Source organism: Lutibacter holmesii, assembly GCF_042679665.1.
Taxonomy (GTDB): domain Bacteria; phylum Bacteroidota; class Bacteroidia; order Flavobacteriales; family Flavobacteriaceae; genus Lutibacter; species Lutibacter holmesii.
The window spans coordinates 702597-718263 of the sequence record NZ_JBHTMV010000004.1 but is presented as its reverse complement, the minus strand read 5'-3'; the positions used below and the strand labels follow the sequence as shown (position 1 = coordinate 718263).

Annotated in this window: 13 protein-coding genes; 2 read left to right on the top strand and 11 right to left on the bottom strand. The window is 29.9% G+C overall.

Going from position 1 to position 15667, the window contains the following annotated elements:
• Nucleotides 1–10 precede the first annotated feature (10 nt).
• Complete coding sequence (locus ACFQ5N_RS11515) at nt 11–544, bottom strand: 4Fe-4S dicluster domain-containing protein (protein ID WP_386809657.1); 534 nt, start codon at nt 542–544, stop codon at nt 11–13.
• The gene (locus tag ACFQ5N_RS11510) at nt 541–2784 is read right to left on the bottom strand and encodes a molybdopterin-containing oxidoreductase family protein (RefSeq protein ID WP_386809656.1); all 2244 of its coding nucleotides are present in this window, start codon (nt 2782–2784) and stop codon (nt 541–543) included. The genes ACFQ5N_RS11515 and ACFQ5N_RS11510 overlap by 4 nt, the downstream gene beginning before the upstream one ends.
• 247 nt (nt 2785–3031) lie before the next feature.
• Here ACFQ5N_RS11510 and ACFQ5N_RS11505 point away from each other — a divergent pair, with 247 nt between their 5' ends.
• Nucleotides 3032–4921 carry a hypothetical protein gene (locus tag ACFQ5N_RS11505; protein ID WP_386809655.1) on the top strand — a complete coding sequence of 630 codons (1890 nt, stop codon included), beginning with the start codon at nt 3032–3034 and terminating at the stop codon, nt 4919–4921.
• Nucleotides 4922–4925: 4 nt separating this feature from the next.
• On the opposite strand, the gene ACFQ5N_RS11500 is transcribed toward ACFQ5N_RS11505, so the two are convergent.
• Entirely contained in the window at nt 4926–5807 is an 882-nt protein-coding gene (locus ACFQ5N_RS11500; protein WP_386809653.1) for a lysophospholipid acyltransferase family protein, read from the bottom strand.
• Nucleotides 5808–6002: 195 nt separating this feature from the next.
• Here ACFQ5N_RS11500 and ACFQ5N_RS11495 point away from each other — a divergent pair, with 195 nt between their 5' ends.
• Nucleotides 6003–6650 carry a rhomboid family intramembrane serine protease gene (locus ACFQ5N_RS11495; RefSeq protein WP_386809651.1) on the top strand — a complete coding sequence of 216 codons (648 nt, stop codon included), beginning with the start codon at nt 6003–6005 and terminating at the stop codon, nt 6648–6650.
• Here the strand turns inward: ACFQ5N_RS11495 and ACFQ5N_RS11490 are convergent.
• From ACFQ5N_RS11490 to dnaN, 8 genes are all read right to left on the bottom strand, one after another.
• Nucleotides 6647–7132 carry a hypothetical protein gene (locus ACFQ5N_RS11490; RefSeq protein ID WP_386809649.1) on the bottom strand — a complete coding sequence of 162 codons (486 nt, stop codon included), beginning with the start codon at nt 7130–7132 and terminating at the stop codon, nt 6647–6649. The genes ACFQ5N_RS11495 and ACFQ5N_RS11490 overlap by 4 nt on opposite strands.
• A 1062-nt stretch (nt 7133–8194) precedes the next feature.
• The gene (locus ACFQ5N_RS11485; RefSeq protein WP_386809647.1) at nt 8195–9370 is read right to left on the bottom strand and encodes a THUMP-like domain-containing protein; all 1176 of its coding nucleotides are present in this window, start codon (nt 9368–9370) and stop codon (nt 8195–8197) included.
• A 4-nt stretch (nt 9371–9374) separates the two neighbouring features.
• Nucleotides 9375–9917, bottom strand: a complete 543-nt coding sequence (locus tag ACFQ5N_RS11480; protein WP_386809645.1) for a DUF1697 domain-containing protein — start codon at nt 9915–9917, stop codon at nt 9375–9377.
• A 3-nt stretch (nt 9918–9920) separates the two neighbouring features.
• Entirely contained in the window at nt 9921–11003 is a 1083-nt protein-coding gene (locus tag ACFQ5N_RS11475) for an AI-2E family transporter (RefSeq protein WP_386809643.1), read from the bottom strand.
• 27 nt (nt 11004–11030) lie between these two features.
• Nucleotides 11031–12725, bottom strand: coding sequence for a gamma-glutamyltransferase (ggt, locus tag ACFQ5N_RS11470; RefSeq protein ID WP_386809642.1), 1695 nt, complete (start codon nt 12723–12725; stop codon nt 11031–11033).
• Nucleotides 12722–13315 (bottom strand): acyl carrier protein phosphodiesterase, encoded by a 594-nt coding sequence (locus ACFQ5N_RS11465; RefSeq protein WP_386809641.1) that lies wholly within the window; start codon nt 13313–13315, stop codon nt 12722–12724. Before ACFQ5N_RS11465 ends, ggt begins: the two co-directional genes overlap by 4 nt.
• A 95-nt stretch (nt 13316–13410) precedes the next feature.
• Complete coding sequence (locus ACFQ5N_RS11460; protein WP_386809640.1) at nt 13411–14379, bottom strand: sugar phosphate isomerase/epimerase family protein; 969 nt, start codon at nt 14377–14379, stop codon at nt 13411–13413.
• 121 nt (nt 14380–14500) lie between these two features.
• The gene (gene dnaN / locus ACFQ5N_RS11455) at nt 14501–15619 is read right to left on the bottom strand and encodes a DNA polymerase III subunit beta (protein WP_386809638.1); all 1119 of its coding nucleotides are present in this window, start codon (nt 15617–15619) and stop codon (nt 14501–14503) included.
• Between the last annotated feature and the right edge of the window lie 48 nt (nt 15620–15667).

Below are 15667 nucleotides of genomic sequence, written 5' to 3'. Positions count from 1 at the left end.
AATCTAAAAATTAAATTAAATAATAAACGTGAGGTTTAGTTCCAGCCTCAGGAGCTAAGGTTTTATATTTTCGTTTTTTTAATAATTCGGAAACTTCACTATTTGGATTGTCTAAATCACCAAAATACATACACTTTGTTGGGCAAACAGATACACAAGCAGGAAGTTGTCCTTTTTCTAATCTGTGATGACAGAAAGTACATTTGTCTACATAACCATCAGGATGTTGAAAACGAGCGTCATAAGGGCATGACTCAATACAAGCACCACAACCAATACATTCATCTCCTGTAACTAAAACAATACCGTTATCTAATTGATGACTTGCTCCAGTAGGGCAACAACGTACACAAGGCGCATTTTCACAATGATTGCAACGTTCAGATTTTAGTTCTAATTCTATTGTTGGATACGCACCATTTACAGTTTCAGTAATCCAATCTCTACAGTACCCAATTGGTACATCATTTTCAGTTTGACAAGCAACAACGCAGTCGCTACAACCAACACATTTTAATGTGTCTATAACCATTGCATATCTCATATCTCAGTATTTTTATGTGGGTTCTCTGTTAATATTGCTACAAAGTTTCCTCTCATTCCTGTTCCTCCCATAATTGGATCTACAGCAATTTTTGAAATTAATTGTGTATCATTTATTCCTTTTCCAAAGGCACGGCTTAATTTTTTATTATTGTGGCCAAAACCGTGAACCATATATACAGAATCCCAACGAACTCTTTCTGTAACTCTTACTTTTATAGAAAACGTAGAAATAATATCATCTTGATTTTTTAGCCATACTTCTTGACCCGTTTTTAACCCAAGAATACGTGCTACTTTAGGGTTTACCCAAAGATTATTTTCGCTTTTTAAATCGTTTAAATTTGGATTGTTTGCGGTTCTACTAAACGTATGCATTGGAGCTCTACCGTAGTTTAATCTGTAAAATCCTTGTTCAGGTTCAGGATGTTTAGTGTAATTTGGCATTGGATCAAAGCCTAAATCTTTCAACTCTTGAGAATACAATTCAATTTTTCCGCTTTGTGTAGGAAATTCGTAAGTTGAATTTTCATCTAAATATAAAGGACCTGAGGTGCGAGGGAAATTTTTAACACCTATTTTTTTCATTTCATCTAATGAAGTTCCCATTTTTTGCAATTGCCATTCAATTACTTCTTCAAAATCATCATAATTAAAATAGTTTCCAACACCCATACGTTCACCAATTTGTTTGGCAATCCACCAAGTTGGTTTTGAATCGTATTTTGGAGGCACCGCAGGAACTCTCACTGCAATTGAAGGCTCTCTATTTGTTGCTGAACGAATACCGTCATAACGTTCTAAGTATGTACATTCAGGTAAAACAACATCAGCATAACCAGTAACATCCATTGGCATAGTGTCAATTACAACCATAAATTCTAAAGCATCCATAGCTTCAAGTAATAACTTTTTATTTGGAATTGATTTGGTAATATTTGTACCTGCAACTAACCAAGCTTTTACTGGATATTTATTTTCTGGATTTGGGATTGACGCTTTCACAACTTCAGTAGTAATTCCCATTTGAGCTAACGGATATTTTTCGCCAATATCGTGCCATCCCCATTTTGGGTGTGGATATGCAGGATGTGGGAAAGTAGGAACTGAAATTTTTTCTTTGAAATAGAAACCACCTCTTCGTCCCCAAGAACCTAATAAAGCATTTAAACTAGCCATTGCTCTTGCACGTTGTGTGTCATCACCATACCAGGTAACGTGACGACCAGGATGTACAATTACTGATGGTGAAGCATGTGCCATTGCTCTTGCCGTTTTTCTAATTTCTTCAGGTTTTATTGTTGTAACACCATACGCCCATTCAGGAGTGTATTGGCTTACATGTTCTTTCAACTCTTTAAAACCTAAAGCATATTTTTCAACATATTCTTTATCGTATAAGTTTTCTTCAATTAAAACATGCATCCAAGCCAACATTAAAGCAATATCAGTTGCTGGTTTTATTGCCAACCAATGTGTTGATTTACTTGCGGCAGTTGAAAACCTTGGGTCTACAGTAATAATTGTAGCTCCGTTATCTATTGCTTCTGACATTTCTTGCACTTGAGTATTGTGCATGTTTTCTCCAATATGTGAACCAATTAACACCAAACATTTAGTGTCTCTTATATCTGTTGGTTCAGGAGATCCCACCCAAGACCCAAATGTTAATGCAAAACCTGTTTCTCTAGGTCCTCTACATTGTGCATAAGCAGGTTCAGCAATTGTATCAGATCCAATTGCTTTATATAAATGTTCTAAATGCGCTCCAGGAGCACCGTGTTTTAATAAACCTAAAGATTCAGCACCATATTTTTCTTTAATGCCATTAAATTTTTCAGCAATTAAATCTAGAGCTTCTTCCCAACTAGCTTCTCTAAAAGTTTCTTCTCCATTGATAGTAGTTCTAATTAATGGCGTTTTTAAACGATCTTCATCATTATACATTCCTACACCACCTGTGCCTCTAGGGCATAAGCGACCGTAACAATGTGGATCATTATCATTTCCAATAATTTTTTTGATAGCACCATCTTCATTTGTGTAAGTCCAACCTGCGCACTTCCAAAAACAAACTTCGCAATAGGTAGCAGTTCTTTTTAACTTTTCAGTAACATTTTCTTTTACAAGTTCATCTAAATATGAATTGGCTCCAAACATATTTAATGCACTTGTTGTAGCTGCTACACCTCCTAAACCTAAAGCAGAAATTTTTATAAATTTTCTTCTTGAAGTAGTCATAATTTTATTGTTTATTTCAATTGTAAAGATATTTACCAAACGCAGTTTAGAGTATGATAAAAGTCATATAAGTTACACTAATACAGTAACATTGGTTACATTACTCTTTATTAAAATATGTTTTTTTAAAGTAACAAATATGACATAAGTTCATTTTGGTTTTGGGTATCAGTTATTTGTGTTTTTTATGAATATTTCTTGTAACATTTAAATTATTGTAACTTTGTGTAGATACATTTATGGAACTATGAAGCGCTTAAAAAACTGGATTTTTATTTTGCCAATTATTGGAGTATTATTTTTGGTTTTATATCAATTGAATTTTACAAGCACAGGTTTATCTTTTTCACAAGAGCATTATACAACACTTGATACCACTTCAAAAGAGAGTTGTTTGCAATGTCATCAAAACACAAAAGGTTATTCTAGCTATCACAATCCAGATTTAATTGGTTGCGCTAGTTGCCATTTAGGAAATGCAAGTGAAATTGAAAAAGATGCATCGCACAAAGGAATGGTTTTAATTCCAGGGAATTTGAATGATGCCAAAGAGACTTGTGGAAAATGCCATCCTAATGAATTGCATAAGATTGAAAATTCGTTAATGACCACAAATAGTGGATTGGTAGCTGTAGATAAATATATTTTTGGAGAGGTTGATTCTCCGAACCATGAATATCATATTCAACTGATTAAAAATTCTGCGTCAGATAAGCATTTAAGAGATTTATGTGCCAATTGCCATTTAGGTGCTGAAAAGAAGGGATTTGGTCCCATAACGCAATTAAGTAGAGGTGGAGGTTGTAATGCGTGCCATTTAAATTATTCTGATGATGCAAAAAATGATTTGAAAACTTATATTTCTTCAAAAAAAAATACGTTGCCAACGCATCATCCTGCTACCAATATTTTTGTAACAAACGAGCATTGTTTTGGTTGCCATAGCCGATCTAGTAGAATTTCCACTAATTATGAAGGATTTCAAGAAACTTTATTAAACGAAAGTGAAATTGGCGATAGCAAAGGTTATACAGTTTTTGAAGATAAACGTGTGTACAAATATATTGAAGAAGATGTACACCATACAAAAGGATTGTTGTGTATTGATTGTCATTCGTCTCATGAAGTTATGGGCGACGGTAAAAAATATACACATGAGGAGCAAGCCGTGAAGGTACAATGTTCAGATTGTCATTTTAAAGAACAACCAAATACAATTTTATACGATTCTTTAGATACCGAAAGTTTGCTGGTTTTTTTACATAGAGATTATAAGCATACTAATAAGCAAATAATTGCAGTTGAAAAAGGAGGACATCCTTTAGTAAATACCTTTATAGATTCTGTTGGAAATGCTTTTTTAATTGGTAAAAAAAATGGTGAATTACATCCTTTAAACCCTCAGTCTGAAATTTGCTCAAGAGACAATGCTCATAAAAATGTGAGTTGTTCAACATGTCATAGTTCTTGGACTTCACGCTGTATTGGTTGTCATAACGAATTTGATAAAGATGAGCCTAGAGCTTTTGATTTATTAGATAAAAAATATGGGAAAGGACAATGGAAAGAGTTTGTTGCTGAATTTTCTTCATCGCAACCAGCAATGGGAGTTAGAGAAAACAGTGAAGGAAAGCATATTGAACCTGCGGTTCCGGGAATGATTTTAACAATAGACAAAGGAAGCTATGCTAATAAAAAGATTGGAGAAGATGTTTCATTTCACAGATTATATGCTCCAAATTCACCACATACTACAATTTCAAAAGCACGAGATTGTAAAAGTTGTCATTTAAATTCGGCAACTTTAGGTTATGGAAATGGAACTTTAGCATACATTATTGAAAAAGGTGTTGGAACTTGGGAATTTACAGCAGAATATGCTGAAAACCCTAATGACAATTTACCTGAAGATGCTTGGATTCCTTTTTTGAAAAAAGTAGATGCTTCAGTTGTAAATTCTACAAGAACAGATTTTAGACCATTTAATGTAAAAGAACAACAAGATTTATTGTTAGTTGGAGCTTGTTTACAATGTCATAAAGAAGATTCAAAAATAATGCAACAAAGTTTGGTTGAAGGTATTCAGCCACTTTTAAAGCAATTATCTAAAGAATGTGTGCTGCCTAGTTGGAAATAAACCTTTATTTTGGAGCTTTATCTTTATGTTTAAATCGTCTATGTGTCCACAGGTAATATTCAGGTTGTTTAGATACATGATTTTCTACTTTTCTTAAAAAATCATCTGTAAGTCCGTAAGGTGAATTTTGTGAGGTATCCTCTGTAACATGGCTAAATGTGGTTTCATAATAACCACGTTTTATTTTTTTTGTTTCAATAAAAACCATGTTCATATTGTATTTTTTGGCTAACATTTCAGCACCTGTGTGAATAGGAACTTTTACATTAAAAAAAGTACTCCAATAATGAGTTTTCTTAAGTTGAGGAGATTGATCACTTAATAAACCATAGGCTGCTTGAACGTTATTTAATTCGTTTTTTACAATTTCAGGTACAACTTTTGAAGTGGGTAACATAACAGTTCCAAATTTAGCTCTAGATTTTAAAACCTTATTATTGAAGTATTTATTGCTGATTTTTGAGTACGCAGCGTAACCTTTGTATTTACCAAAAGGTTCTAAACTCATAATCCATTCCCAATTAGCATAATGTGGGCCTACTAAAATTAAACTTTTACCATCTTTGTACAAGTTTTGCAATAACTCTACATTTGTATATGTGTAGCGTTTGTAAATTAATTCTTTGGGAGCTGTAAAAGTTTTAATCATTTCAATGAAAATATCTACAAAATGGTGGTAAAACTTTTTACGAATGTTTAGTAATTCCTCCTTACTTTTTTTAGGGAATGCTAATTGTAAATTTTGAAGTACAATTTTTTTTCGGTATCCAATAACATAGTAAAGTAAAACATAAATAGCATCAGAAATTATATATAAAATTCTAAAGGGTAAAATAGAAAGCAGCCAAATTAGAGGGTATGTTAAAATAAATATCAATAAATTCATGAAAATGATTATTAATTTTTTTAGTAAAATCAGGTGCAAGATAATTTTTTATTCATGAATAAAAATGAAATTCATAACAAAATAGTTTATTCAAGCTATTTTAAATAATTGTATTTAATTGTTTTAAAAACGTTACAGTGAATTTAATTTAAGCAATTTTTCATACTTTCGTTTTTTATTGAAAATAACTTAAAAATGAATATTGATAAAACCCTTCTTTTTATAATTATAGCAAATGTTTTAATGTCTTTGAAAGGATTTAATGATCGCTTGTTTTTTGATAAATATAAATTTCAGATTGGCGCAATTAATAGAGGAGAGAAAATAAGGATTTTTTCTTCAGCCTTTTTGCACGTAGATTATTTACATTTAATTTTAAATATGTACGTGTTATACGTTTTTGCACCGCAACTAATTTTTACTTTTGGTGTAATTCAATTTTTAATTATTTATGTTGGAAGTTTGTTAGCGGGTAATTTATTTACACTTATTTTTCATAAAAATGAATTGTACTATAGTGCAGTTGGTGCTTCTGGAGCAGTGGCAGGTGTTATTTATGCGGCAATTTTATTAAATCCAAATATGAGTTTAATTATGTTTCCGTTACCAATTCCGTTGCCTGGATATGTTTTTGGTGTAGGGTATTTATTGTATTCAATTTACGGAATGAAAAAGCAAATTGGAAATATTGGACATTCTGCACATTTAGGAGGAGCAATTGGAGGGTATGGTTTGGTTTTACTTTTAAATCCTTCTATATTTTTGCATAGCACAACAACAGTTCTTCTACTTGGAGCTCCAATTGTATTATTGTTGCTATTTGGAGATAAATTAAAAAACTAATACTTTTTAAATTTTTTAGGAGTTTTCATATTTTCATCCATTTCTTTTTTAAGATCTAACGCATGAATATAAATAGACATTTTATTTCTTAAAAAATATAAGACAACCATAATAATTACACCTATAGGAACGGTGTAAATAAATTCAATTTCGTCATAATACAATTCACTATCATTTATTACAGCTATTATTTGAAATAAGTATACTGAAATTGGAATAATTAAAGCGTGTACCCACCAATGTTTATTGGTAATAAACCAAATAATTAAAAGTAAAAAAGGAACAAATTTACCAAAGAAAGTATATACGTACGATTGTACGTAAACATAATAACCACCTTTAATTTCTAAACCCCAAAATGTTTTATAATACTCTATATCATCAGGTATTGCCCTATATAAATATAAAAAGTAAGGTGTTGAAATTATTAAAAGTATAATTATGCTACCTAGTAATAATGATCTTCTTTTTTGATTTTTCATTAAGTTTTTTTTGGCGGCTAGAATTATTAAATTTATAAAAAATAATCTGAAGGACAAAATAAATTTAAATACAAAAAAACCACAATTTATTGGTTTTGTGGTGATTTTTTAACCAAAAAATAGGGCATTTTATCTGTTAAATTAAATTGTTTTTAACCTTGTCTTGGAATAATAACACGATCTTTTCTAACAGCTTGTTCATCATTTGTAGAAGTGTAGCTAGATACTGAAATTGCAACAAAAGCTGCTACCATTAAGAAACCGAAGATTAATTTAATTTTTTTCATTTTGTGTTGAAATTATAGAAGTGTTGAGTAAATAATATTTTTTAAGTTGTAGTGTAAAAGGTGTTTTAACCTTGTCTAGGAATAATAACACGATCTTTTCTAACAGCTTGTTCATCATTTGTTGAAGTGTGGCTAGATACTGTTATTGCAACAAAAGCTGCTACCATTAAGAAACCGAAGATTAATTTAATTTTTTTCATTTTGTGTTGAGATTATAAAAGTGTTGAGTAAATATTATTTTTTAAGTTGCAGTGTAAAAAGGTGTTTTAACCTTGTCTAGGAATAATAACACGATCTTTTCTAACAGCTTGTTCATCATTTGTAGAATTGTAGCTAGATACAGTTATTGCAACAAAAGCTGCTACCATTAAGAAACCGAAGATTAGTTTAATTTTTTTCATTTTGTGTTGAGATTATAAAAGTGTTGAGTAATAATATTTTTTAAGTTGCAGTGTAAAAAGGTGTTTTAACCTTGTCTAGGAATAATCACACGATCTTTTCTAACAGCTTGTTCATCATTTGTTGAAGTGTTGCTAGATACTGTTATTGCAACAAAAGCTGCTACCATTAAGAAACCGAAGATTAATTTAATTTTTTTCATTTTATATGGGGATTATTTGATTAATAGATGAATCAAAAGTATAAAACAGTATGAATTAAGAGTGGAAATTCCCCGTACTATTTGTACGGAGTTTACGTACAATTATATAGGTGAAGTTTGAGAATTTTATTGTATTTTATAGGTGTTTAAAGGTTAAATCAGTAGAAAATAACTTTAAACTTTTTCGCAAATCAATACAACATGATTATTTTTTGAGTTCGTTGTAAAAAATAAATACAGGTTTCCACCTTCTTTTAAACCTGTTTTTTTTCTTATTTGATTTACTGTCTCAGGAAAGTTTCTTGTAGTAATATTTGCCTTTTTTGAAGGTATTAATTTTTTTAGAAGCTTTTTGTCGTATGAAATACAATGTTTTATTTTAAACCTTCTTCCTGGGAATTGAATTAAATTATTAGACGTGTAAAGGTGAGAATGTTGGTGTAGCTTATCAATTTTTAATTGTTGCGATATTTGATTAAATGCACCTGCTTTTAAAATTGCAGCATTGGGTTCATAAATATATTTTTTTGGTTCAGCGTAAGTAGCAACAGCTTCACTTTGAAATATAAAGTTGAAGTTTTGATTTGTAGATGTTTTAAAATTAATTGTTTCAATTTCAATTTTTCCTAAAAAGTCTTTTTTTAATATAAACAATAACTCTTTTACGTCATTATTTACAGCTACAATGTGAATTTTTTTTACAAATTTTAATTCTTGAATTGCGCTTGAAATATCTAAAATTGGTGAAATTTTTAATAAAATAGCATCCGATTTTTCAAAAAGTAAATCTAAATTTTCAGGCACATTTGGTAAACAATCCTTTAGTAAAAAAACTCTTTCTTTGGTATCGCTTCTTCTAGATGGGTCAACATAAATCCAATTATAAATTTGGGACTCATTTTTAAGAAATTCTAGGCCGTCCCCTGCAAAAGTTTTAATGTTTTCAATTTGTAACGCTTTTATGTTATGCGCTACTATTTGTTGTAAATTGGTATTTAATTCACAATGTGTAACGTTTTTAATATGTTTTGAAAAATAAAAAGCATCTACACCAAAACCACCAGTAATATCAATTAACGAATTTCCTGTAACCAATTTAGATTTGTAGTTGGCCGTTATTTCAGATGAGGTTTGTTCAATATTTAACTTGTTTGGGAAGTAAATGTTTTTAGTTTGAAACCAAGTTGGTAACTTTTTTTCGCACTTTTTTTTCGCTTCAATTTGTGATGCAATTTCCTGAATTGAAACTTGCTCAAAAGGACTTCCTTTTAAAATTAGTTTTGTAATATCAGTTTTTAAATTGATATTAATAAAATTTTGTACAGCTGTATGTAATAAGGAAGTGTTCAAAATGTTAATTACTTAATTCAATTAATTTAGTGATTGTTTTCCAATTTCTGGTAGTTGCATTCACTTTAAATTTACGTTCAAATAAGTTATTTGTTAGCTTTGTTTTTCCAAAACCGTTAGGGCAATGCAAATAAACAGTATTGTTATTTAAATAAAATTCATCATTATTTTTGAGTCCTAATTCTTTAATTTCAGAGATTGTTTCAAGTGTTGGTGTTGCACTTAAAAAGGTAACGCATAATTTAGAAATGTCTATGAATTCTCTATCTAAAAAAGGATTTGAACTAAAAACAGTTGACAATTCGGTTTTTGTTAAAACCAACACTTTAATTGTAAAGCCAAATTGTTTTTCAATTGAAGTAATAATACGCTGTTCAATTTTAAGTGTGTTTAGTTCTTTAGATTTAAAAATAACATTTCCACTTTGTATATATGTTTCAACTTCTGAAAAGCCATTATTAAGAAACAATTGTTTAAGATTGGCCATTTTAATTTTGTTATGACCAGATACATTTATTCCTCTTAATAAAGCAATGAACGTAACCATAAACTAAAAGTCTTTAGTAAGTGATTTTACAATTTTATTGTCTGATAAAAATTCTTGTAAAATAACTTTAATTACCGTGTAAGTTGGCACTGCTACAATCATTCCAACAATACCAAATAAATTACCGCTAATTAAAATTACCAAAAATATTTCTAAAGGATGCGATTTTACTCTGTTTGAAAATATTAAAGGTTGACTTAAAAAATTATCAATTAATTGCGCTATTAGGTAACCAAACATAACATAGGCCGTAGTTGGTAAAATAACAGTTTTAAAATCGAATCCTAAGTTACTGCTCATTGTTAAAAATAACATTAGCATACCGCCAATTAGTGGGCCTATGTATGGAATTAAATTTAAAAGCGCACATAAAAAAGCTATAACAAAAGCATTTTCAATTCCAAAAATTAACAGTGTAAATATATAGATTACAAACAAAATTGTTATTTGAAAAACCAGTCCTATAAAATATCTTGATAATAAATTTTTAATTTTTTCAATTGAAGATTTCATTTTTGTTTGGCTGTTGTTATTAATCATTGTGTACACAGAATTTTCAACCAAAGTACTGTCTTTCATAAAAAAGAATGTGATAAAAATAATTGAAAACAAAGCAATACTAAAGCTTCCTAAAATACCAATTACAGAGTTTAATAAATTTGGAATTGCTGTTAAGTTTTTAATAAATCCTGAATCTTTTAATTCATCAACCAAATCAATATTATATCCTAAAAAATACATGTTTACTTCTTTTAGAAGTGTTCTAATATTTAATCGAAGGGTATCAATATTTAGTAAAGACAAGTTTTCTCCTTGTTTCATTATTAAAGGAACAAACATACTTATTAAGCCTACCATTAAAAATACTAAAGCAATTAAAGTTATAATTACTGAAATAGTGTTTGGTAATTTTAGTTTTGTTCTTAAAAATTGAATAAATGGTCTTGATATTAATGAAATAATAGCAGCTACCAAAACATAAACAATAATTGATTGAATTTTAAAAAGAAAAAATAGTAATACTAAAATTCCTACAATTACACCAAGTGCTCTTAAAATGCCTTTTGAAATGATATTTGAATCCATAAGGATGTTTTTTATAATTAATAATTATTAGTAACCAACAGCAGCGTCATCACCTCGGTAATCTGCACCACCTTCTAATTTTCCATTTTCAAGAACTTTAATAGCATCAACTTTACCTATAATTCTAGAATTTTCTTGATTTATTTGATAGCCTTTTTCTTGAAGTTGTAACACTAAATCTTTTGCAAAACCTTTAGGCTCTAATGTAATAACATCTGGCAACCATTGGTGATGAAAACGTGGAGCATTTACAGCTTCTTGCATACTTAAATTAAACTCATACACATTTAAAATTGTTTGCATTACACTTGTAATAATAGTTGAACCACCTGGCGAACCTAAAGACATAAACAATTTATTGTCTTTTTCAACAATTGTTGGTGTCATAGAACTTAACATTCTTTTTTCTGGTTTTATTGAATTTGCTTCGGCTCCAATTAATCCAAACATATTTGGTTCTCCTGGTTTTGAACTAAAGTCGTCCATTTCATTATTTAAAAGAAATCCGCCTTCAGTTACAAATACTTTTGAACCATAGGCTCCATTTAAGGTTGTAGTTGCAGAAATTGCATTCCCAAATTGATCTATAATAGAGTAGTGCGTAGTTTCATCACTTTCGTACCCAATTATATTTCCGTGGTTTATATCTTTGGAAGAAGTTGCTTTTTCCCAAGAAAAATTAGCCATTCTTTTTGAAACATAGGTTGTTGAAATTAAGGTGTCAATAGGAATTTTTACAAAGTCAGGATCACCTAAATAAAAAGATCTATCGGCGTACGCTCTTCTTTCGGCTTCTGTAATTAATTGAATTGCTTTTAAAGAATTATGTCCTAAAGATGCAATGTTAAAAGGCTCTAATGCTTTAAATATTTGTGCGCTACAAACACCACCGCTTGAAGGAGGAGACATTGCAATAATTTTTAAGTTTTTATAAGTAAATTCAATTGGTTTTCTCCAAATAGCCTTGTATTTCTCAAGGTCTTCTTTTGTTATAATTCCACCTAAAATTTTAACGGTTTTTACTAATTGTTCTGCAGTTTCTCCTTTGTAAAAACCATCACGTCCATTATCTCTAATTCTCTCTAACGTTTTGGCTAATGCCAAATATTTTATGGTGTCGTTTTCCTTCCAATGCTTATCAAAAATAATTGGAGATTTATTTACTTCTAAAAAATAGTGACGGTATTTATTTAACCTGTTTTCTTGTTTTTTAGTAACTGCAACACCTTTGTATGCTAAGTCAATTGCGGGTTGAATTAATTCGGAAAAAGGTAAGCTTCCAAACTTTTCATGTACTTTAAATAAACCATCAATGGTTCCGGGAACTCCAATTGCCATTGCACCTAGTGTGCTTTTTCCGGGGATAATATTATCTTGTTCGTCTAAATACATGTTTTTTGAAGCGGCTAAAGGAGCTTTCTCTCTGTAATCTAAAGCGCCAGTTTCACCGTTGTTGGTTCTAAAAACCATAAAACCACCACCTCCAATATTTCCAGCAAACGGATAAGCAACAGCTAAAGATAATTCAGTAGCAATCATAGCATCAAAGGCATTACCACCTTTCTTTAAAATTTCAATTCCTATGTTAGAAGCTTCTTTTCTTGCTGAAACTACCATTGCATTTTCTGCAACTGTTCCGGTTACTGGTTCTTTCTTTTGGTTGGTTTTTGTACATTGTATAGCTAATAAACCAATAAAAAATAATAGTACTAATTGTTTCATTTTTTTAATAAATATTGGGTTTTCTCATCAGTAAAAGCTTCAAGTTCTTTAAAATATGAAGTGAAATCTTCTTCTAATTCAGAGTAATTTGTTTTTAAATCTTCAATGGCTAAATCCATTTGAGAAATACCTTTTGTTCTTTTGTTCATGCCGCCAAGAACACGCGCTATACCTTCTATAGATGCGTAATTTAACAACCAATTATATTTGATCATATTAGGCAATAAATTTTGAATTTCTTCAGGGAAAGTTTCTATATTTTTATTTAGAAAATTGTAAACGTTTTCAGCATATAGCTCTAAAGGAATTTCAGAATATGTGTCCCAGTTTTTTGCTAAGAAATGATCGTATAAAATATCAATAATTACTCCATCATAATGTCTGTAGCGTTTATGCAATCGGTGCATACTTTTTCTAACAGTTGGATGCGTGTCTGTAAAGTTGTCTATTTCTCGGTGCAGTAATATTCCTGCTTTAATCTCGAATGGATAATTTAGATATTTTTTACCTTTAACAGCATCAGAAATAAAGTTTCCAATTAAAATATTTTTATTGTCTTTTGAAAGATAAAGGTGTGCTAAAAAATTCATGAGATAATTTTAAAGCAATGATACAAAAAAATCCACTAAAAGTGGATTTTAAGGATTGATAATTTAAAGTGTTTTTTCTTTAAAATAAAGGCTTGTTAATCTATTTCTGCCCAAATTTTTTGAATAAACAATAAGTCTTTTCGTATTTTTTTAAGTATTTCAGATTTTTCCATAGTTGGAATTTTTCCTTTTTCAGCACCACCTAAATCGTACTCTACGTGCAGCGAAATTGGTACGTTTATTTTATATTTTTTAAGTAAAGAAAAATAATAATGAAAATCAATCATTCCTTCACCTAGCGGAGTGTAAACAACTTTCCATTTTCCATTTATTTTTTCCCATTTAAAATCTTTTATTGCAAGTGAATTTATATGTGGTTGAATTAATTCAAAGCCAAGTTCCCAGTTTTTTCCTCCTTCAACTCTTGCATGTGTAATATCATATTGAGAGCCCAAATTTGATGGTGAAAAATTAGTTAGTAGTTGTTCTAGATCCCAAATAGGAGAACCAACATAATAGCCAGCATGGTTTTGGTATGCACCTGTAATTCCAATGTTACTATTTAGTTTAGCTAAAGCAGTAAATTGTTTTTTAGTTTTAATAATGTTTTCTTGAACAGATTGATTGCGATTATATTTTACCCAGCCTGTACGATAATATTGATAGCCTAGTTTTTTTGCCGTTTTTAGTACTGAAATATTGGTAGCATTAGTTGCATCTACTACACTGGTAGAAATCATTTTTGGTGTTAAGCCATGTTTCTTCATTATTTCAGTGGCCTTAGGAAGATCTTTTTCAACATTTTCGGGTAATACATGTCCTTTTGGTCTAACTGTTAAATCTAAGCCATTAAACCCCATTTCTTTTGCGGCAATGCAAGTTTCGTTATAATCTAAAAATTGTAAACATTTAGAAAACAAATGAATTTCAAGATTGTTTTTTATAGGGCTTTCAGATGTGAAAATATTCTTTGAAAGTATATCAAAAGGTACTAATAAAGCTCCACTAGCTAGAGCTGTATTTTGTATAAAAGAGCGTCTGTTTAATAAGTTTGATTTTTTCATAAAAAAGATATTCAAGTGTAAGTGCAATCTAAATTAATGAATATTATTTAGTTGAATTATATAAAATAAAAAAACCACAACTTTTAAGTTGTGGTTTTTTATATATATTTTTGTATAAAGTTTAGTTATTTAACATAACAGGCATTACTAACATGGTAATAAATTCACCTTCTTCAACACCATCAATTGGTGTTAAAATTCCGGCTCTGTTAGGCATAGACATTTCAATTAAAACTTCATTAGAGTTTAAGTTACTTAACATTTCAGTTAAAAAACGAGAGTTGAAACCAATTTGCATATCATCACCTTGGTATTCACAAACTAAACGCTCTTCGGCTTTATTTGAATAATCAATATCTTCAGCAGAGATATTTAATTCAGTTCCAGCCATTTTTAATCTAATTTGATGTGTTGTTTTGCTTGAGAAAATAGACACACGTTTTACTGAATTTAAAAAGATACCTCTTTCAACAGTTAATTTGTTTGGGTTTTCTTTTGGAATAACCGCTTCGTAATTAGGATATTTTCCATCAATTAATCTACAAACTAACACTACATTGTCAAACGTAAATTTTGCGTTTGCATCGTTATATTCAATAGTAACATCACTTTCATTTCCTCCTAAAATTCCTTTTAATAAGTTAAGTGGTTTTTTAGGCATAATAAATTCAGCGCTATCATTTGCTACAACATCTGTTCTAGAATATTTTACCAATTTGTGAGCATCTGTAGCAACAAAAGTTAAGCTATCTGTACTAAATTGAAAAAATACACCACTCATTACAGGTCTTAAATCATCATTTCCTGCGGCAAAAATAGTTTTTGAAATTGCCGTTGCTAATATTTGACCAGGTATTACTGTTTGACTTGGTGATGCAATTGAAACTGCTTTAGGAAATTCGTTTCCATCAAAATAAGCCATATCATACTTTCCATGACTTGAACTAATTTCAATAGTATTATTTTCTTCTATCTTAAAAGTTAAAGGTTGGTTTGGAAACGTTTTTAATGTATCTAAAAGCAAACGTGCCGAAATAGCTACAGAACCTTCAGAATCAGATTCAACCTCAATGCTTGTGCTCATAGTGGTTTCTAAATCAGAAGCAGAAATCTTTAATTCATTTTGATTTAATTCGAATAAAAAATTATCTAAAATAGGTAAGGTATTGCTACTATTGATAACACCTCCTAAAACCTGAAGTTGTTTTAATAATTGACTACTTGATACTATAAATTTCATGTATGCTTATTTTAATAGAATGAATTACAAATATATTCTAAATATGTT

What these genes read in the sequence shown, in the direction of transcription:
- ACFQ5N_RS11515 (WP_386809657.1), bottom strand. Translation starts at nt 544, where the DNA reads ATGAGATATGCAATGGTTATAGACACATTAAAATGTGTTGGTTGTAGC.
- dnaN (WP_386809638.1), bottom strand. Translation starts at nt 15,619, where the DNA reads ATGAAATTTATAGTATCAAGTAGTCAATTATTAAAACAACTTCAGGTT.
- ACFQ5N_RS11475 (WP_386809643.1), bottom strand. Translation starts at nt 11,003, where the DNA reads ATGGATTCAAATATCATTTCAAAAGGCATTTTAAGAGCACTTGGTGTA.
- ACFQ5N_RS11465 (WP_386809641.1), bottom strand. Translation starts at nt 13,315, where the DNA reads ATGAATTTTTTAGCACACCTTTATCTTTCAAAAGACAATAAAAATATT.
- ACFQ5N_RS11460 (WP_386809640.1), bottom strand. Translation starts at nt 14,379, where the DNA reads ATGAAAAAATCAAACTTATTAAACAGACGCTCTTTTATACAAAATACA.
- ACFQ5N_RS11505 (WP_386809655.1), top strand. Translation starts at nt 3,032, where the DNA reads ATGAAGCGCTTAAAAAACTGGATTTTTATTTTGCCAATTATTGGAGTA.
- ACFQ5N_RS11495 (WP_386809651.1), top strand. Translation starts at nt 6,003, where the DNA reads ATGAATATTGATAAAACCCTTCTTTTTATAATTATAGCAAATGTTTTA.
- ACFQ5N_RS11490 (WP_386809649.1), bottom strand. Translation starts at nt 7,132, where the DNA reads ATGAAAAATCAAAAAAGAAGATCATTATTACTAGGTAGCATAATTATA.
- ACFQ5N_RS11480 (WP_386809645.1), bottom strand. Translation starts at nt 9,917, where the DNA reads ATGGTTACGTTCATTGCTTTATTAAGAGGAATAAATGTATCTGGTCAT.
- ggt (WP_386809642.1), bottom strand. Translation starts at nt 12,725, where the DNA reads ATGAAACAATTAGTACTATTATTTTTTATTGGTTTATTAGCTATACAA.
- ACFQ5N_RS11500 (WP_386809653.1), bottom strand. Translation starts at nt 5,807, where the DNA reads ATGAATTTATTGATATTTATTTTAACATACCCTCTAATTTGGCTGCTT.
- ACFQ5N_RS11510 (WP_386809656.1), bottom strand. Translation starts at nt 2,784, where the DNA reads ATGACTACTTCAAGAAGAAAATTTATAAAAATTTCTGCTTTAGGTTTA.